The organism is Ruegeria atlantica (genome assembly GCF_013032505.1).
GTDB classification, from domain to species: domain Bacteria; phylum Pseudomonadota; class Alphaproteobacteria; order Rhodobacterales; family Rhodobacteraceae; genus Ruegeria; species Ruegeria atlantica_F.
This window is the reverse complement of the sequence record NZ_WQCG01000015.1, coordinates 1-17,005: the sequence shown is the minus strand read 5'-3', so window position 1 is coordinate 17,005 and position 17,005 is coordinate 1. Positions and strand designations below refer to the sequence as shown.

Here is a 17,005-nt window from a genome sequence, read left to right as displayed (position 1 = left end):
AACAAGCAACCCACAAAGCAAACCGACAATTACCCCTATAAAAACGCTGTAATCGCTTACCCAAACGGTGTGTGGGATACAGTATAGAGCCATTCCAACGAAAATGGCGGCAAGCAACACAGAAACGGCAGATATGGCGTTTGTTGACATAGGTAACCTCTTTAAAGAGTTGTCGGCGTTGACGAGAAACAACGCCGACTAATATTGTTCGGAACACTCAGCGTCGCTCTGGATCGCTCGAGAACATTGAACTCCCTGCCAACCCCAAAGCGGCCCCTGCTGCTGCACGAACACCTCCGGCAATGGCACCGCCAGCGATAATTCCCAGGGCACCCAATGCGCGTCTGGTATTGCGTGCTTCTTGCGCTGTTGGCGCTCTGTTCCCACGACCAGTTTGTCGGATACTACCGCGGCTGCCGTTGACTCCGGTGTTACGAGCACCGTCGCCATCCCCTTGACTACCGCCGCCACCGAAGCTGACGGGGCTGTGTAAGTCGGTCATTGCTTTTTCCAGATCATAGTTCATTGGAGTATTTCCCCTGTTGAGGCTGGATTGGCTCCAGCCGGGTTTTCGAGACCAGACCGCGGTGCCTGTCTCTTGAGATTGGAAGGAGAAGAAGTCCTCCTCCCGCTGTGTACGTCCTCAACCAAATCAGAGGCCGTATTCCTGTTTTGATGCTGTCGTAGGTCGGTCCCGGTCCAGCGGTTGATGCGCGGCAATGGCGTTTCAGGGATTGGCGCTGGAAAACTGCGAAAGTAATTCCGGATGTTTTCGGTCCGCTTTGCCATCTCATCAAAGGGAAGGAAGCGCATTGTCCCGAAGCCGCTCTCGAAAAACCCTGCAGCGAATGCAGGAACGATGATTTACTGCAGGCAGTCATGTAGCGATCCGATTTCGGTCACATGCCTCGCCGAGGCATCATCTGTGGCAAATTGCACGGGTGCATCGGGTTGCTTCTCCGCGAAATAGGCGGAAAAAATATCCTTCACGACAGCCCGTTCCAACTCGTGGCAGCTTAACCAATCCACTACTCTGTAAGATTTATCAGAACGCGCCGATCCAGCGTTAAAAGCCCTGAAACCAGGCATTCAACTCCCCCCTCCTGATCAACTTCAACGGGAACTTAAGGTTCCTGATTCCCGCTCAGGAGTCAAGAATTGTTTACTCAATGGAAACCAAAGAACCCGAAGGGGGCTTGCATTCCCGAAGGTAAAAAGCAATATTCTACCTTAGGTTGTGCTCTTATTTTGAGGATCGCGTCCCGTGAAGCACGCCACAACCTATTCAAAGATCGACCAGCGGTATGGGCAAGCACAAACCAATGGTCGTATCTTTCAAACCACCCCACCTGCCAAGCTCACATTGAGCTTGGCCTTTTTTGGGAACATACCAAAAACGGAAGACACCGCCCTGAAAACCCGCGCTGCGGATATCAAGCAAGGTCAGGTTTTTGCCACCAACCGTAAGCGAACGCGAGACACGAAATGCCACGAAATTGCCGTCGGCGCGACCGGCGGCGTCTTCGGAGCATTAGGTGGGATCACCAGTTCGATCAACAATCACTTCAGTAGTTCAGGAGACCCCCGGGGGCGTGAAACGCCAGATTAGTAAACTTGGAAAACGAGGCGCCACGCGTTCTCTGTATTCTCGAGAAAGAGGGCACATCAATTGACGTCTTATCTAATGCAATTCACTGTCACATTAATCGTGGGATTGGCCTACGGCTACTTTGTGATGGGTAAAATAGATTCTCCAGGCTTAGATATCTATATTGGTGCGGGGGCCGTGTGTGCCATCTCAGCGCGACTTACAGATCTGATTTTAAAGAAATTTAGAAACTCTCGCTAAGCTATGATTGTCGTAGAAGGCAGGAGTTCTGTTTTTGCTCTGGCCCATTTGCCAGTTTGTTGTTTCTGCTCTGGCGCGCGGCTGAAAAAACCAGTCACCCTCGGGGCCCTCGGTCGTGTCTGCAGCTACATCAGATCCCACACCTTTTTCGCAGCCGACGCGCTCAGGCGGATAAGTATCCAAATTGATATCTGTCTGCCGACCAACCTCAACAAATCCAATATTGTTGTTGGACAAGACTGGCTCGACTTCAACGTCCTGATCCTCAGGAGCCACGCAAAATATTTGCTTGCCACCCCCGCCACAACACCAATCGTAAATACCTCACGATGATCCACAATGCCGCTCCGGCAATCGGCTCAAATTATTGAAATTCTGCTTCGGTTCTCCGGGCTGAATTGGTTGCCACCCCACTACAGCCCCCTTCACCGCAGCCACATGAACCCAGGGGTTTATCGAAGGGGAAAATACTCAATGAATGGGCCGTTGTGAGAAAAGCAAACAGGTTCTTCTTCAACGCTGCTGGGGTAAAGGAGGGAGCATGGCGCTGGCCATTCCTTGGGTACAACGCACACACTCACCTCCCGGCCTTACATCGTACCCCATCATTACGAATTTTACTCTTAAACAAGCCTGCAAGACCTGAACGGGACATAAGTATGTGCCCGTGAAATACTTTTGAATTGGGGCCATTTTTTTGTTCGAACCCGACAAAACAATTACAGGCACCGTTCCTGATACTTCCAAAAAACGTCCGGTAAATTTTCAAAAGGTCGCTTTGGACGTGTCACGCTCTCGTACCCGCAAGAGCCCGTTCTACCTTGCTGCACGAGCCACGTCTTACTTGCGTGACCGTCTCACATACGGAGTGACAGGCAGTTGGCTGGAAGATCAGAAAATTGATCACGTGTGGCGCACGCTACATCATTTCCAAACCCATGGTAAGATCGAGCGCCGACGCCAGCCTCTCAAGAACCACATCCTGCTGGAAACTGGTACCTGTCGGACGGGGCCAGACCATTCTGCTCCAACTGAAAAATCAATCGCAGGACAGTCGAAACCCGGCGCTTGCGTCACCGCAAAGTCGCCGTTCAATCAAACCAAACAGAAATGACAGACCCTCCCTTAGCTCAGGCCAGCATCTGAGCCAAAACCCCTGACATCGGATACTCCGAAGCGGGCCACGCTCGGGAACCGGAAGTGACCTAACGTAAGCTACGGGATTTTCCTGATTGTTTCCATTTAGTTAACAATATAACTGACTTGGACGTAACAAATTGCGTGGCAAGGATTACGAGATGGGAAATTGGTCAGAAACTATGGAAGACGACGAATTCTGTATGGGCTTCGCCTGTCCGGTAAGCACGGGGATTACTGGTTGCCGAGCGCCCCGGGAACTCGTGAGACACCGGCCATACGCGAAATTGAACCTTGGTGGCACTGCGGTGGGCACCGTTCCGCAAGCCAACAATTCCCTACGAACGCGTGTCTGCAAACCACTAACGACCAACAGAACAGGAATTAATATGATCAGAAGTTACGTTCCCGGTGGCCGCGGTACGATCGGCATCAAGTGCGATGTCGAATTGGACATAACCGGTCCGGGTATGAAAGTCACCGCAGGATGGACCGCCAAAGCCCTGCGGGAGGTCGCCAAAAAACTTGAGGATGGCGAATACGAAGATGGCCACCACGAAATTTCTGACCGACACGGGAAAGGGATCGGGTCGGTTTGCTTTGATTTCCATGAAATAGATTGAAGGACCCGGCCCTTGCATGTGGAGATGAAAGAAAAAGCGCTTGAAGCTGCGAACTTGCTGGCAACACTGTCAGATGAGCGACGTTTCAAAATACTGTGCCACCTATTGACCGGTGAGAAGTCTGCCACAGAGCTTCAAAAACAATTGCGCCTAAGTCACGCAGTCATATCCGGGCAATTGTCGGGGCTTGTTCTGGAAGGGATGATCGCTGCAAGGCGTGATGGGCAGTCCGTATTTTACAGAATTTCGGATGAAAAAGTATTCCACATCATGGGAAAACTCCGGGAGATGTTCTGCATCGAGCAATGACAAAGTGGCTTTTCGATGCATGGTCTACTGGCTTATGATCGAGAGTGGTAGCGCGCATGAATATCGTTGGTTCACAAATGGCTGTTATCGCGGCTGCGGCCTCTTCCCTTACATCCCCCTCACCGTTTTCGATTGTAAACCCTGGTTGCCACGCGGAGCTTGAATGCCCGGGCATTTTGTTTGATGTGCCAATTTTTGGAAAAGTTTCTCGATCCCAGGTTCGGGGCACAAAGCCTAATGCGGCTTGTTAATTTGTAGACCGAGCGGTTGAGGCCGCGCGGTAAGGTCCGATGGGACGCAGAGTGTGAGCCTTGTCATTCTGGATCGGAGCCAACACTCTGTAAGTTAATTCTGTAAAGAGATCCTTTTCCAGATCTGCCTCACCCAGTTCCTGTGCCACGGTTGACGCGCAGGTCTCGCCACCCGAACCATCAAAAACCGAAATGTACAGGACAAAGAACGGGGGTTCAGGGTGAAATCGCCCCGCTTCATGAGGTATTTGGCTTGGCCGACTGAGGTACAGGGCCTTATCTGACCAAAGTCGATCCGGTCATCTTTCTCGATTAGTCGGACGGCGTGGCGCTCGCTTTCGGCAGCGGCAACTGTGCGCTTTACGTCGCTGCATGTCGGGCCGCTGATAGATTTGAGTTTGATCACTGATCGAGCTGGTTGATTCAATAGCGAACTAGATTGGTCATTCGGTGATCGCGTGAGTAGCAGGACAGTTAAGACATAGATCGATAGCCAACAAGTCGCCAATGTTCACGACGTGCAGTGGCCGCCGGGCTTGGCTCCATGCTTCCGCGCCGACGAAGAAGCATTGGCCGCCAAATTCATTTTCGTAAACCAATGAGAGATTACGTTCGACAAGACACACGGATAGAGGCTTACTGTACTCCGCTATGACAGACGCCTGAAGGTGTTCCTTTCAGCCATCGTCCTCGCCACAACGGTCATATTCCGGCTATGAAACAAGAAAGAATCCTGCCCTTTGCACCAACCGAAGTTATTCTCTCCTGGCACCGCACACTGAGTGGATCCAAACCCCTCCTCGTGACAGAGTTACAAGGTTTTACATGTCGGCTCATCCCTTCTTTGCCACAAAATCGAGACCGATATCGAGACAGGGGGCGCTGTGGGTGATCCAGCCCATCGAAATCAGATCAACCCCGGTTTCTGCCACCGAGCGCACGCTGTCCGGGGTAATTCCGCCCGAGGCTTCGGCAATGGCCTGACGGTCTATCATACCGACGGCGTCGCTGAGGGTTGCCGGATCCATGTTGTCGAGCAATATCGCATCGGCCCCGATCTCCAAAACCTCCGCCAGTTGTTTCAGCGTGTCCACCTCGATCTCGATTTTAATCATGTGACCAGCTTTCTGCTTCGCTCTTGTCAGGGCCGGGCCAACACCTCCTGCAATTGCGATGTGGTTATCTTTGATCAGCACCGCATCGCTCAGGGAATAACGATGGTTCATGCCGCCACCTGCTCGCACGGCATACTTCTCCAGCGCCCGCAGACCCGGCGTGGTTTTGCGGGTACAGGTGATAGCAGCACACGTACCTTCGACGCGGCGCACCAGATCGGCCGTCACGCTGGCGATACCCGAAAGATGCCCCATGAAGTTAAGCGCGGTGCGCTCAACGATCAGCAGGCTGCGTGACGGGCCCTCGAACGTTGCGATCACTGTCCCAGGCACGACAGGATCGCCGTCAACGACATGGCGTGTCACTTTGATATCCGGATCAACCAGAGCGCACGCCAATTCTGCACAATCCAGCCCGGCAATACGGCCAGATTGACGCGCGCAGGCCACGACTTCCGAGGCATGATCCGTTGGAATGACAGCGGTAGAGGTGACATCACCGGCGAGCCCCAGGTCCTCATCAAGAGCACGGAGGATCACCGGCTCCAGCATCGTCCGGGGCAATGGGGCAAGGGGTATGACATTCATAGTTCAGGCAGTCCTCAAAATGGGATCTTGGCAGACCGAACCCGCATGGGCGAGAATTTCGGCCAAAGTCATCAGATTTGATTGCGACCGGGACGCAGGACCAGGAAAGTCGCTGCGAAAGTGGCCGCCACGCGATTCACAGCGAAGATTGGCAAAGACCGCGATAGCAAGTGCCACGAGGGCCGGGTCAGAGCCGCGCCCGTTGGCTTCAATCAATGGCAACAACTTCGAGATGGAACAGTTTAACCCCATCTCGTCGCGAACGACGCCCAGGTACTCCGAAACCACCGGCCGAACAGATCCAGGATCGGACTCGAGCAACAATTCAGCCTTGGGTGCAGTTGGCAGTGTTCGCATCTTGCGCCCGACTACGTCGCGCGCGGCGCGGCGCCCCATCACGACTGCTTCCAGTAAGGAGTTGCTGGCAAGGCGATTTGCGCCATGCAGGCCTGTCGCCGCGCATTCACCAATGGCCCAAAGACCGGGCAGCGTGCTTTGCCCGTCTTTGTCAACGGCGATGCCGCCCATATGGTAATGTGCCGCCGGACGGATTGGGATCGCTTCGTGGGCCGGGTCGATACCGATCGCAGCGCACAATGCATGAATGCCCGAGAAACGCTGGGCAAAACCAGACCCAAGCGCTTCTCGGGCATCAAGAAATGCTCGCCCGCCTTCTGAGATGACCAGATGTACAGCGCGAGCGACCACGTCTCGTGAGGCCAGTTCCGCACCCGGGACATGCGCCATGAAACGCCTGCCGGTTTGGTCAATCAGGATGGCGCCCTCACCCCGTACGGCCTCGCTTATCAAAGGCAGTGGCGTTTGCGAAGTGTCCAGAGCGCTGGGGTGAAACTGCATGAATTCCATGTCGCGCAATGCCGCCCCAGCGCGCGCGGCCATCATAATACCCTGGCCAAAATTGCCCGAAGGGTTGGTGCTGGTTTCAAACAGACCACCGCAGCCGCCGGTCGCCATGATGACCTGCGCTGTGCCCAAAACCTGGGCATGATTTTTTTTTTGCAAATGAATTCCGGTGACGCGCCCGTTGGTCGTTATCAATCGCCGGGCTTCGACGCCGGTCAGGCAAGTGATGGAAGGACATTGCCGCGCGGCTCGCTTCAGGGCCGAAGTGATTTCTGAACCAGTGCGGTCGCCGCCAAAATGCAAGATGCGTCGGCGAGAATGTGCTGCCTCGCGTCCAAATGAAAAAACGCCGTCTACGGTTCTGTCGAAGCGAACACCATACCGCTCCAATACTGCGATTGCCTCGTGCGCTTCAGAAAGAATGCCCGAGGCGATGGTTTCGTCGCACAGACTGTCGCCAGCCCGCAATGTATCGGCAAGATGTTGCGCCGGGCTGTCATCCGCGCCCAGGGCGGCGGCGATCCCGCCTTGCGCCCACGCGCTGGAGCATTCCTGCCCCAACCCTTCGCGGGTGATCAACACAACCGGCTGCGGTGCCAACTCCAATGCGGCCATCAACCCGGCGATGCCGCTTCCGACTATAGCAGTCTGGCCGTGAAGCTCCTCCAGCCGGATCATTTCACCGCCAGCATCCGTTCTACCGAGCGGCGCGCATCTTCGGCAATGACCGGGTCGACGGTGACTTCGTGGTGGCCAAACTCCAACGCCTCGCGAATATTGCGCAAACTGATGCGCTTCATATGCGGGCACAGATTGCAGGGACGGACGAACTCCACTTCCGGGTGGTTAAGTGCCACGTTGTCACTCATGGAGCATTCGGTCAGCAGGCAGACCCGCGCTGGCTTTTTGGCACCAACGAAATCCGACATCACGGCAGTCGAGCCCGAAAAATCTGCCTCGGCCACCACGTCGGGCGGGCACTCTGGATGGGCAAGTACCGTGACACCGGGCCATGCATCCCGCATGGCGCGCACGTCGTCAGGTGTGAACAGCTCGTGCACTTCGCAATGCCCGTGCCACGCAATTAGTTCAACATCGGTTTCTTTGGCAACATTCTTGGCGAGATATTCGTCCGGGATCATCAGCACACGCGGCACCCCCAGGGACTCCACCACTTTCACTGCATTCCCCGAGGTACAGCAGATATCCGATGCTGCCTTCACCGCTGCCGAAGTGTTAACATAAGTAACCACCGGCACGCCAGGATGGGCTTCGCGCAGCCGGGCGATATCCTCGGGCGTAATGGAGTCGGCCAACGAGCATCCCGCTCCCATATCGGGGATCAAAACAGTCTTCCCCGGGTTCAGCAGCTTGGCGGTTTCGGCCATGAAATGCACGCCCGCCATCACAATCACGTCAGCATCAACCTCGACGGCTTCGCGCGCGAGGGCAAGGCTGTCACCCATGACGTCGGCCACGCCATGAAAGATTTCCGGCGTCTGGTAGTTGTGGGCCAGGATGACCGCATTCTTCTCGCGCTTGAGTTCAAGAATGGCTTCCAGGTCCTCTTCAAACAGCATCCATTCTGGTGGAGGGATGACCTGCTTAACCCGGTCATAGAGTTCGGGAAGGCGAAATTCTCTCATTGGCTTCTCCGTTTATACTCGATTCGAGTACATGGAAGCGGTAATTATTCTCGATTCGAGATTATGTCAACCGAAGCTTAGGACCTGGAGAGAGGCAATCTCGCGCCCGACAGCATGCGGGCCTCAAGGACGGCGGGCCGATATCGGAACAGACGCGCCGGGCGACCCCCTGTGCAGCTGGACATTTCACCGGTCTCTTCAACCAACTCCTGCTGGTCGATCTGGCGGCGGAAATTGGGTTTATGAAGATGTAGGCCGGACAGTGCCTCAACTGTGTGCTGCAATTGAAGCAGGGTAAAGCTCTCGGGCATGAGTTCAAACACTACCGGAGAATACTTGATTTTGGCTCGCAAACGCGAAATGCCGGTGGCGAGGATGCGACGGTTGTCACCCGCCATGGGACGGCCAAACTCCGGAACATCAACCAACCCGGCTTCGTACATCAGCTCATACCGCTGCAAAACCAGTTCTTCATTCCAGGTCTTTCCTTTCAGGCCGAACAGATAGCCGACACGCTGAACCTTTAGCGGATCACTCCCTGCCCAGGCTGTGAGGCGTTCGGTAATGCGTGGCAATTCCTCCGGGCTGCGGTCGCGATGATCCTCCCAAGGAAAATACTGATACCAGCTCCGCCACGCGGGGCGACCCGCCCCAGCCGCGTCCTGCTCCCGCACCAGCCCAAGATAGCTGATCGAGATCCGCTGCGAGGGAGCGGCATTATCAGAACGCGGATCGCGATCCCTATCGGCAAAGGTATATAACTGTTCGAGATAACCCACCGGATGGCCGGTTTGAGCTTCAATCCAGGCACGCAGGCTACTCTGCAGGCTGTGATGAGAGGACTCGAAAGGACCTGAAGGCAACGCCTCACCACCACGCAGGGTCATAACCCGCGGCTGATTGTCAGTCACAGCCGTCAGGATGGCGATCAGTTCGGCAGGGGCTAGTCCGCTTGGCAAGGAATTTCCTATGTGTTGAATGTCGTTATACATTGGTCTCAATGTTGCTTTCTAACCTGTATTTTAAACCTTTGCTTGCGGAAAATACCAAGGCGGATCAACCTGCGCGAAAGACGCGCAACTGTTATCACTGACGGGTGCCAGCGGAGAACTGCACAATGCGGCCAGTTTGTCGGCGCATCGGCTCTGTCGCAAACTCTGTAGTCTGTCTGTCGATCTGATCGATGGTCTGGTAAGGGACTACCCAAAACAGAGGGCGGTAGATCGTGGCAATTTCATCTAAGGGCGCGCATCTTCCAAAGGATGTGATCTTACACGCGGTGTTTTTCTATCTGCGATACGGCGTGTCCCGTTTGACGACAGTGCTTTGGCAAAGAACCTGGTGGCTGCTGGACGATTACGTCGCTCAGTCAGCATGAAATCAAGAGTGTTTCCCGCTTTGTCGACCGCTCGATAAAGATACATCCACTTTCCGCACACACAAATATAGGTTTCGTCCATGCGCCATGAGCTCTGAGTTGGACGTTTCTTTGATTGCGCACGGGCACCGACGATCGGCGCGTGTTTCAAAACCCATCTGTTCAATGTGGCATGGTCCACCTGCACGCCACGTTCGGCCATGATCTCTTCCAAGTCACGATAGGAAACCGTGTTACCGAAGATAGAAGTACTCAGCGTACAGAACCGCATCCTTGGGGAAATCGCAGCCTTTAAATGAGATCATGTTGAAACCTGTTTGAGATCTATTCGACTGGAACAAACGTCAGATCACTCATGTTCGTTAATTGGGCCTCATGGATTGCGACACATCCAACGAAAGTCGATGAGATGACCGTGCCGTTCGATCGCCCAGAATAGGTAATGCCACTTCCCGCAAACGCGAAGGTGGGTCTCATCGATGTGCCGGTTCAGCCCCGCCCATTGGCGGCGCCCTCCAATACCATCCGCGATTTGAGGGGTAAACTTACGAGCCCATCAAAAAACCGTTGAGCGGTTAACATGCACGCAACGCTCCGTCAGCAAATCGACTGCGTCCTTGTACGGAAACGTGCCACGTAAATTCATCCGAAACGCACAGAATGATGACTGCGGGAAATTGATGATGTTTGACTGCTTGTTTGCGCTTCATGTCTGGTCCTTTCTGCCCGGACCTCAGGTAAAGGCTCAGTTAATGCAACAGTTCCGTTTTTATTAAACTGTTGCGTAAATTTGATTTTTTATGCACTCATAGGTTGAGTGAAATTGAAGCCAGTGTTCGTGAGGCTCTGAAGGAGGCTGGAGGAACCTGTGCGGCAAAAAACAGAGCAGGAGGACGCGGATGAGGATTGATGTCCCTACTCGCTATGGTGTCATTAAGCCCGGGAAGTTGCTGTGACAGCAAATGTATGCCCTGCCCATCATGGCGGGGGTTGACTGGGTTTTTCTGTAGAACTTTTGGCTTTCTTCTGCCAACCTGCGTGTTGCGGGCGAAAGAGAACCTAATGTTTGGAGCCGGCGAAATCTCGTTCATTTTGATGCTTGGAGATGCCGATCTTTTTAGATCAGGCTGACCCTCTGCCTCAGCGCTATTCAATCACGCCTTGTGCGTTCAGCACAGGCAAAGCGGGCAACCAGACCGCCAGAGTAATGAAACTACGAAAGTCCCGTACTTGAAATTTGATAGCCGTATGACTGCACAACCAAGACACGAAATGCGAAATGCACGAAATCAGGGCCTGACCTTCCTGGCTCTGGCGTTCCTGTTCAGCATTTTCGTCAACTTATTGATGCTGACCGGACCTTTATTCATGCTGCAGGTCTATGATCGGGTCCTTGGGTCGCGCGCGGTCGAGACGCTGGCGGCGCTGTTCCTTCTGGTGGCACTTCTTTACGGCCTGATGGCAATGCTTGATTTCGCGCGCGGTCGGATTGTCGCACGGTTTGGCGCTCGGTTTCAGTCGCAGTTGGACGAACGCGTATTCGACGCAACGATGCGGCGTTCGTTGAACCCGCGGGCCCGCGCAGCACCCGCAACGGCGTTGCGGGACCTGGAATCCATCCAAAAGCTGTGTTCTTCGCCGGTTTTGCTGGCGGTAATGGACATACCGTGGACACCCGTCTTTATTGCCGCGATTTTTCTGTTTCACCCCCTTTTGGGCTGGCTGGCAGTCGGTGGGGGCAGTTTGCTGATTGTCATCGCTCTGCTCAACCAGGCGTTGACCCGTCGCAAAGTCGCCGCTGCTCAGTCTGCCTCCGCGCGGGCCAACTCATTCTCCGAACACGCCAGACAAGCGGCTGAAGTGGTGCGTTCGCAGGGTATGCAAGAAGACATCACCCGGCGCTGGCAACGGCAACGGACAAGCGCACTGGAACAGAACATCGCCGCCAGCGACTGGACCGGAAGTTTTTCGTCCGTGACCAAGTCGCTACGCCTGTTTCTGCAATCCGCAATGCTGGCGTTGGGGGCTTTGCTGGTGCTCCGCAACGAACTGACACCGGGTGCGATGATCGCGGGGTCGATTCTGTTGGGTCGCGCACTTGCGCCGGTTGAGCAGGTCGTAGGACAGTGGGCGATGGTCGAACGCGCCCGCACCGCCTGGACGTCTCTGAACAGGTTTTTGGATGCAACCCCGCCCGAAGCGCAACGCACAAAACTGCCCGTACCCGAGGCCCGATTGGCTGCCACGGGGCTGACCGTCGTTCCACCGGGAGCAGAAAGCCCGACATTGCGCAATGTCACGCTAAATCTGGATCCGGGCAAAGCTCTTGGAGTCATAGGAAAAAGCGGTTCGGGCAAATCAACATTGGCCAAAGCGTTGTTGGGTTTGTGGCAGCCGGCAGCCGGGGAAATCCGGTTGGGCGGCGCCACCCTGGATCAGTACGACCCGAACGATCTGGGCCAGCACATCGGCTATCTTCCGCAAGCTGTCACTCTATTCAATGGTTCGGTTTCCGAGAACATTGCGCGCATGTCCGAAGACCCGGACCCCGACGCCGTCGTAGCAGCCGCCAAGAAAGCCAATGCGCATGAGCTCATACTCACGCTGGAAAAGGGTTACGACACCATTCTTGAAGGCAATGACAGTCAACTGTCCGGTGGGCAAAAGCAGCGGATAGCTTTGGCGCGCGCCCTTTACGGTAACCCAATTCTATTGATCTTGGATGAACCAAACTCGGCCTTGGATGCAGACGGTACCGAAGCACTGAACGCCGCTGTTCGCGAGCTCAAAGCGGCAGATAAATCCGTGATCATCATGACGCACAGGCCTCAGGCCATTTCGGAGTGTGATGATCTTGCAGTCGTTGAACGTGGGCAGATTGTGACCTCTGGTCCCCGGGACGAAGTGCTGAATGCAATGGTTCAAAACGCCGGAGCGATCAAACGCAACTTCAGCAAAGTGGGGAATTGATGCAGGACGCAGCAGCTAAAGGCACGCCCCCGGTTTGGCGCATCACAATCCCGGCACTGGTTGGGTTTGTCGCCCTGGCCATTCTGGTCGGTGGTTTGGGCGTCTGGGCCGTTCAAACACGGCTGGCGGGCGCAATCATTTCGCAGGGCATCATCGAGGTTGAAAGCAACCGTCAGGTGATCGAACACCCCGATGGAGGCGTCGTAGGAGAAATCTATGTGCGCGACGGCGATGCTGTCGGGGCTGGCGACTTGCTGCTGAGATTAGACGACACGTTTCTTTCGTCAGAGAAAACCATCGTAGAAGCGCAACTTTTCGAGCTTCTGGCACGCCGCGCCCGTTTGATGGCTGAGCGTGATGGAGCGAGTTCTGAAGATCTGGGAACCAGTCTGGCCGAGATTCAGCAACAGGAAAGTATCGACCCCGAACTGATCGCTGGACAGCAGCGTCTGTTCGAAGCACGTTTGAACACCCTGACCCAAAAAACCGAACAGCTCAGTAAACAAACCATTCAGACCGAGAGCGAAATCGAAGGAACCGAAGCCCAGCTCGTCTCTCTGCGCCGACAAGTCGAATTGATTCAGGAAGAACTGGAAGATCAGCAAAGCCTGTTTCAGCGCGGGCTCACGCAGGCCAGCCGGGTTTCGGCCCTATTGCGGGAAGAAGCCAGCCTGACTGGCGATATCGGGCGATTGGAAGCGACCGTTGCGCGACTAAAAGGCCAGATTTCCGCAACAGAGATTTCGATTGTCGAACTGGAGGCGACGCGACGGGAAGAAGCAATTGCGACCCTGCGCGACATACAATCTCAGATTTCCGAACTCGTCGAACGGCGCTTGTCTCTGGACACCCGCCTATCGCGGTTGGACATTCGGGCTCCCGTTTCGGGAGCTGTCTACGGCAGTCAAGTCTTTGCCCTGCAATCGGTGGTCCAGCCTGCTGAACCGATGATGTATCTGGTTCCTCAGGATACTCCTTTGCTGGTTGCAGCTCGAGTTGATGCGATCCATGTGGATCAATTGCATGTGGGACAACCCGTCGTTTTGCGTTTTCCCGCATTCAATCAACGCGAAACACCCGAAATCGATGGCCTGGTCATCACCGTTTCGGCCGACACTTTCACCGACGAAAACACCGGCCAGACTTTCTATCGTGCTGAAGTGGTGCCCAAAGAGGGTCAGGTCGAACGGCTGAATGGGCAGGAACTCTTGCCCGGTATGCCGGTGGAAACCTTGATAAAGACGGACGAACGAACACCCCTGTCTTACCTCGTCAAACCTCTGGCGGACTACTTCAACAGAGCGTTCCGCGAATGATTGCCCGGTTGCGTCGCGAACTTTGGCAAGGCTGAGACTGATATCCTTGCATCGTCCTTTCCCGCTTTCGGAATGGCGAATGACTGTTCTCGGCACCATATGAGCGCAGTTTGTCCGTGATCCCGCCAAAAGCAAGTTAGAAAAGGAGTTTTCGATGGGAGGCCTTGGTGTTTGAAATTGTTGACGACCAGGCCTGCAGATCCTGGCTGTCACAACAAGATAGACAGACTCGGGTTTGGTTTGCCGCGCGCATGGCTCTTCGGGCATTCCCCGCCGCGATCGGGGAAGTGCCCTTTGACCAAAGAAACTCTTTGCGACTGTTGCACCACTTGCTCATTGCTACCGTGGGGAGCTTTGATTTGCATGCGGCCAGAAAAGCCCCTTCTTTGGCGTTTGGCGGGATCACTGCCCAAGCTTCGATTCAAGGAGTCCACAACAATCAGTTAATTTTTCAATCGACGCATCCGAGCGATTGGAAAGCGCTCTATGACGATGAGCTACCAGAGAAAGGTACGCTCAGACGCGAAGTTGGCGAAAACGCGATCTGCAATGCAATATCGTGGGCAATCGGGTTTCGCGAAGTAGATCACACAGTCGAATTTGGAGGTGGATATTGGGAGCTGGCGTGGCTGGCAGGCGCTGAAGAGGCAAGTAGGATAGCTACATCAGACGCGGCATCTCCAAATGTATGGCCACCGTTATGGGGCGTTGAGGGTCGCCCAAACAGTATCTCAAGTGACTACTCTAACTTGGACGATTTCTTTGAGTCGGACCGCAAGACATGGGGTTTCTGGTTGAGATGGTTCAAGGCATTTCACGACGGTGAGCCCATGCCATGGGAACTCAGCCGATTGATTGCTTCGACACTTTCAAATGATGATTGGAAAGAAGGGCCCGAGCACGTTGCGCGAGAGATTGAGAAAATCGAGGCCTTATTTGGCGTACGACACTCGTTGTCTGAACTATCGCGGTACCGTTCCCCGGCACTTTCGGAAAACCGTCTTGGTATCGGCGGTAACAACCCACCTGAAGGACTTCAATTGTCCACTTCCTCGCAGGAAAGCCTTACTATCCTTTGGGCGGCAGTAGATGAAATCGCCGAACAATCCGAAACCGAGCGACCTGACAGGTCTTTAGTTCGCGCGGCATTAAAAAAACTCACTGAGGCTTGGAAGCGCTTCATAAGTTGGGTTGGAAAGAAGATGGACCTAGCTGTCGATACAATAATAAAGTGGAGTATTCCAGCCACGGGTGGATACTACGCCCTTAACCCAACAAAGATCCAAGCTTTGATTGACGCGGTTAAGACTTGGATTGAAACCATACCTTGACTTAAGCCTTGCGCCCTAGAGATACGGAGCAAATAGCATTTGGACTTAAGCGCCTTCCGGTCTCAGACCGCTGAAATAACGGGCCTCTTGTAGTCGGCCGTACGATATCACTTCCAGGATGCGTCACTGCTGGGCAGGTCATCCCGATGCAGGACCATCACGGCATTGGGCTTATCAGATGGTAATTGCTCGACTGCCTCCCAATTCCAGAGGACCAGATTTACATCGTCTGGTGTCGCCCCTGGTGCGAAGCTGTTGACTAGAATACCAGCATATCCTTCGGCCTTCAGTTTGTCCGCAACAACATGGGTTGACGGGTTGAGACCCCGATGCATTTCTGACTCCCAGTTGTCATTGGCCAGATAATTCCAGGAGATGCCTAAAGCGTTTCGGGTATCCCGGCTGGTCATATCAACAATTTGACAACAATCCACCGCCAGAAAATAGAAGGTGTAAGGTTCCTGATTGAGGCTGAAGCGCACCTCTCGCGCCGCCGCTTCATGGGTGAGCGACGTGTAAAGTGTGGGTTCCCCAATCCGGTTGAATCGCCCTCCGCGGCGCGCAGCCCCCTCCCCTGACGTCGGCAGATAGGACCACCGCGGTTTTGCGGCGCGGATCACCGTGCGCTGAACGCGAGTCGCAAATTTCAAGCGTAGCCGCCTTCCAGACGCCGCAGGATGTGAGACTTTAAAGCCTCGTTTTCGCCGTCCTTGACGATTTCCTCCGGCGTTCGCCCGCCGAACCCCACGATGGGCTCAGATCGATACCAGGCGTAGGCCATGAGCGAGTTCCCGACAGCTGGAGCAACGGCATTCAGGATTTCGACCAAGTGCCGCAGAGAGGTTTGAACTGAAACGGACGCGATGCGTTGCCGCCGTGATAGGGATTCCGGGGCAATACCCAGTGTCTCACCAATCTCGCGCTTGGTTGTTTTCAGGTGCCGGGCCAAGCGATCCGGTGAGATCAGCCTGTCCTCTACAAGATCACGCATTTCCATATTTGTCACTCCTGTTGCCACAATATATCGTTCAATATCTTGACATTCAAGATCAGCCCGACTTAGGTGCGGCAATTTGGCGGACCGTATCACGCAGCCTGCCCGCTCAAACGGCCATAGAAACTGCGTTCGAGATGCAGATCCCCTGCCCTTGCCTTTTCAACCATGCCCCTGAGATAACCACCCGGCGACAGAACTTCTCCGGTGGCGTGCTTGTCATAGATCAGCGCGATCACTGCTGCCGCAATCTCTGGCCCGAATGTTCTCTGCGTGACGGTCCAGGCATCCTCGGAGATCCCGGCGATAGCCCGAAGCGGTGTTGTCACGTTAACATCCAGTCCACAAAGAAGTGCTGATGCACAGATTTCAAGCTGCTTGGGTGGCGACATTCCAGGCGTCAAAGGCCTCGAGACGGTGATAACGGATTGTTAAGGCTGAACGTCGGCAGCGGGGACGCTGAAGCAATTGCGGATGGCTGAGTGGGTCGTCACGAACCTTTGCAACCCTCCAGGAGAGCGATGGCCTTGCATCGTCCTTTCCCGCTTTCGGAAAGGGAGATGACTGTTTTCAGCTCTATTGTTGAGGCCCTTGTGCGACCAATGATCTAACCCCGGCGCGACCTCACGCCTGG

At 54.6% G+C, this 17,005-nt stretch carries 17 protein-coding genes and 3 pseudogenes; 6 read left to right on the top strand and 14 right to left on the bottom strand.

What is annotated here, in order from left to right:
- Positions 1-217: 217 nt before the first annotated feature.
- Together GOW92_RS23940 and GOW92_RS23935 are read right to left on the bottom strand one after the other, a co-directional pair.
- Positions 218-526 carry a hypothetical protein gene (locus tag GOW92_RS23940; protein WP_170566106.1) on the bottom strand — a complete coding sequence of 103 codons (309 nt, stop codon included), beginning with the start codon at positions 524-526 and terminating at the stop codon, positions 218-220.
- Between the two features lie 338 nt (positions 527-864).
- Positions 865-1,029: a hypothetical protein gene (locus tag GOW92_RS23935; protein ID WP_170566103.1), complete on the bottom strand. Its 165-nt coding sequence runs from the start codon at positions 1,027-1,029 to the stop codon at positions 865-867.
- Positions 1,030-1,264: 235 nt separating this feature from the next.
- On the opposite strand from GOW92_RS23935, the gene GOW92_RS23930 reads away from it, so the two are divergent.
- Positions 1,265-1,609, top strand: coding sequence for a hypothetical protein (locus GOW92_RS23930; protein ID WP_170566100.1), 345 nt, complete (start codon positions 1,265-1,267; stop codon positions 1,607-1,609).
- Between the two features lie 213 nt (positions 1,610-1,822).
- Here the strand turns inward: GOW92_RS23930 and GOW92_RS23925 are convergent, their stop codons facing one another.
- Positions 1,823-2,125 (bottom strand): hypothetical protein, encoded by a 303-nt coding sequence (locus GOW92_RS23925; RefSeq protein ID WP_170566097.1) that lies wholly within the window; start codon positions 2,123-2,125, stop codon positions 1,823-1,825.
- A 1,250-nt stretch (positions 2,126-3,375) separates the two neighbouring features.
- On the opposite strand from GOW92_RS23925, the gene GOW92_RS23915 reads away from it, so the two are divergent.
- Together GOW92_RS23915 and GOW92_RS23910 are read left to right on the top strand one after the other, a co-directional pair.
- Positions 3,376-3,609: a hypothetical protein gene (locus tag GOW92_RS23915; protein WP_170566092.1), complete on the top strand. Its 234-nt coding sequence runs from the start codon at positions 3,376-3,378 to the stop codon at positions 3,607-3,609.
- Positions 3,610-3,633: 24 nt separating this feature from the next.
- Entirely contained in the window at positions 3,634-3,918 is a 285-nt protein-coding gene (locus GOW92_RS23910; RefSeq protein ID WP_170566089.1) for an ArsR/SmtB family transcription factor, read from the top strand.
- A gap of 1,084 nt (positions 3,919-5,002) precedes the next feature.
- Here the strand turns inward: GOW92_RS23910 and nadC are convergent.
- The 6 genes and pseudogenes from nadC to GOW92_RS25440 form a co-directional block, all read right to left on the bottom strand.
- Positions 5,003-5,872, bottom strand: a complete 870-nt coding sequence (gene nadC, locus GOW92_RS23905) for a carboxylating nicotinate-nucleotide diphosphorylase (protein WP_170566086.1) — start codon at positions 5,870-5,872, stop codon at positions 5,003-5,005.
- A 3-nt stretch (positions 5,873-5,875) separates the two neighbouring features.
- Entirely contained in the window at positions 5,876-7,414 is a 1,539-nt protein-coding gene (locus GOW92_RS23900; protein WP_170566083.1) for an L-aspartate oxidase, read from the bottom strand.
- A complete protein-coding gene (nadA, locus tag GOW92_RS23895; RefSeq protein WP_170566080.1) occupies positions 7,411-8,382 on the bottom strand; it encodes a quinolinate synthase NadA in 972 nt (323 codons plus the stop codon). Before nadA ends, GOW92_RS23900 begins: the two co-directional genes overlap by 4 nt.
- A gap of 77 nt (positions 8,383-8,459) precedes the next feature.
- Complete coding sequence (locus tag GOW92_RS23890) at positions 8,460-9,374, bottom strand: NUDIX hydrolase (RefSeq protein WP_217356584.1); 915 nt, start codon at positions 9,372-9,374, stop codon at positions 8,460-8,462.
- Positions 9,375-9,689: 315 nt separating this feature from the next.
- Positions 9,690-10,065: pseudogene (locus GOW92_RS23885) on the bottom strand (IS6 family transposase); the annotation flags it as partial.
- A gap of 68 nt (positions 10,066-10,133) precedes the next feature.
- Positions 10,134-10,241: a DDE-type integrase/transposase/recombinase gene (locus GOW92_RS25440; RefSeq protein ID WP_368040329.1), complete on the bottom strand. Its 108-nt coding sequence runs from the start codon at positions 10,239-10,241 to the stop codon at positions 10,134-10,136.
- Positions 10,242-11,032: 791 nt separating this feature from the next.
- Between GOW92_RS25440 and GOW92_RS23875 the strand changes: the two genes are divergently transcribed.
- Positions 11,033-12,730 carry a type I secretion system permease/ATPase gene (locus GOW92_RS23875; RefSeq protein ID WP_170566074.1) on the top strand — a complete coding sequence of 566 codons (1,698 nt, stop codon included), beginning with the start codon at positions 11,033-11,035 and terminating at the stop codon, positions 12,728-12,730.
- Positions 12,730-14,046: an HlyD family type I secretion periplasmic adaptor subunit gene (locus tag GOW92_RS23870; RefSeq protein ID WP_170566071.1), complete on the top strand. Its 1,317-nt coding sequence runs from the start codon at positions 12,730-12,732 to the stop codon at positions 14,044-14,046. Before GOW92_RS23875 ends, GOW92_RS23870 begins: the two co-directional genes overlap by 1 nt.
- 34 nt (positions 14,047-14,080) lie before the next feature.
- On the opposite strand, the pseudogene GOW92_RS25490 reads toward GOW92_RS23870, so the two are convergent.
- Positions 14,081-14,167: pseudogene (locus GOW92_RS25490) on the bottom strand (IS6 family transposase); the annotation flags it as partial.
- A gap of 46 nt (positions 14,168-14,213) precedes the next feature.
- Between GOW92_RS25490 and GOW92_RS23865 the strand changes: the two are divergent.
- Positions 14,214-15,377, top strand: a complete 1,164-nt coding sequence (locus GOW92_RS23865; protein WP_170566068.1) for a hypothetical protein — start codon at positions 14,214-14,216, stop codon at positions 15,375-15,377.
- Between the two features lie 107 nt (positions 15,378-15,484).
- Here the strand turns inward: GOW92_RS23865 and GOW92_RS23860 are convergent, their stop codons facing one another.
- The 4 genes and pseudogenes from GOW92_RS23860 to GOW92_RS23845 all read right to left on the bottom strand — a co-directional run.
- Positions 15,485-15,997, bottom strand: a complete 513-nt coding sequence (locus GOW92_RS23860) for an RES family NAD+ phosphorylase (RefSeq protein ID WP_170566066.1) — start codon at positions 15,995-15,997, stop codon at positions 15,485-15,487.
- Positions 15,998-16,023: 26 nt separating this feature from the next.
- Positions 16,024-16,374, bottom strand: a complete 351-nt coding sequence (locus GOW92_RS23855) for a hypothetical protein (RefSeq protein WP_170498835.1) — start codon at positions 16,372-16,374, stop codon at positions 16,024-16,026.
- Positions 16,375-16,463: 89 nt separating this feature from the next.
- Positions 16,464-16,700, bottom strand: coding sequence for a replication initiation protein RepC (gene repC / locus GOW92_RS23850; protein ID WP_368040328.1), 237 nt, complete (start codon positions 16,698-16,700; stop codon positions 16,464-16,466).
- 40 nt (positions 16,701-16,740) lie between these two features.
- Positions 16,741-17,005, bottom strand: a pseudogene (locus tag GOW92_RS23845) (DDE-type integrase/transposase/recombinase); the annotation flags it as partial.

What these genes read in the sequence shown, in the direction of transcription:
- GOW92_RS23940 (WP_170566106.1), bottom strand. Translation starts at nt 526, where the DNA reads ATGAACTATGATCTGGAAAAAGCAATGACCGACTTACACAGCCCCGTC.
- GOW92_RS23915 (WP_170566092.1), top strand. Translation starts at nt 3,376, where the DNA reads ATGATCAGAAGTTACGTTCCCGGTGGCCGCGGTACGATCGGCATCAAG.
- GOW92_RS23910 (WP_170566089.1), top strand. Translation starts at nt 3,634, where the DNA reads ATGAAAGAAAAAGCGCTTGAAGCTGCGAACTTGCTGGCAACACTGTCA.
- nadC (WP_170566086.1), bottom strand. Translation starts at nt 5,872, where the DNA reads ATGAATGTCATACCCCTTGCCCCATTGCCCCGGACGATGCTGGAGCCG.
- GOW92_RS23900 (WP_170566083.1), bottom strand. Translation starts at nt 7,414, where the DNA reads ATGATCCGGCTGGAGGAGCTTCACGGCCAGACTGCTATAGTCGGAAGC.
- nadA (WP_170566080.1), bottom strand. Translation starts at nt 8,382, where the DNA reads ATGAGAGAATTTCGCCTTCCCGAACTCTATGACCGGGTTAAGCAGGTC.
- GOW92_RS23890 (WP_217356584.1), bottom strand. Translation starts at nt 9,374, where the DNA reads ATGTATAACGACATTCAACACATAGGAAATTCCTTGCCAAGCGGACTA.
- GOW92_RS23875 (WP_170566074.1), top strand. Translation starts at nt 11,033, where the DNA reads ATGCGAAATGCACGAAATCAGGGCCTGACCTTCCTGGCTCTGGCGTTC.
- GOW92_RS23870 (WP_170566071.1), top strand. Translation starts at nt 12,730, where the DNA reads ATGCAGGACGCAGCAGCTAAAGGCACGCCCCCGGTTTGGCGCATCACA.
- GOW92_RS23855 (WP_170498835.1), bottom strand. Translation starts at nt 16,374, where the DNA reads ATGGAAATGCGTGATCTTGTAGAGGACAGGCTGATCTCACCGGATCGC.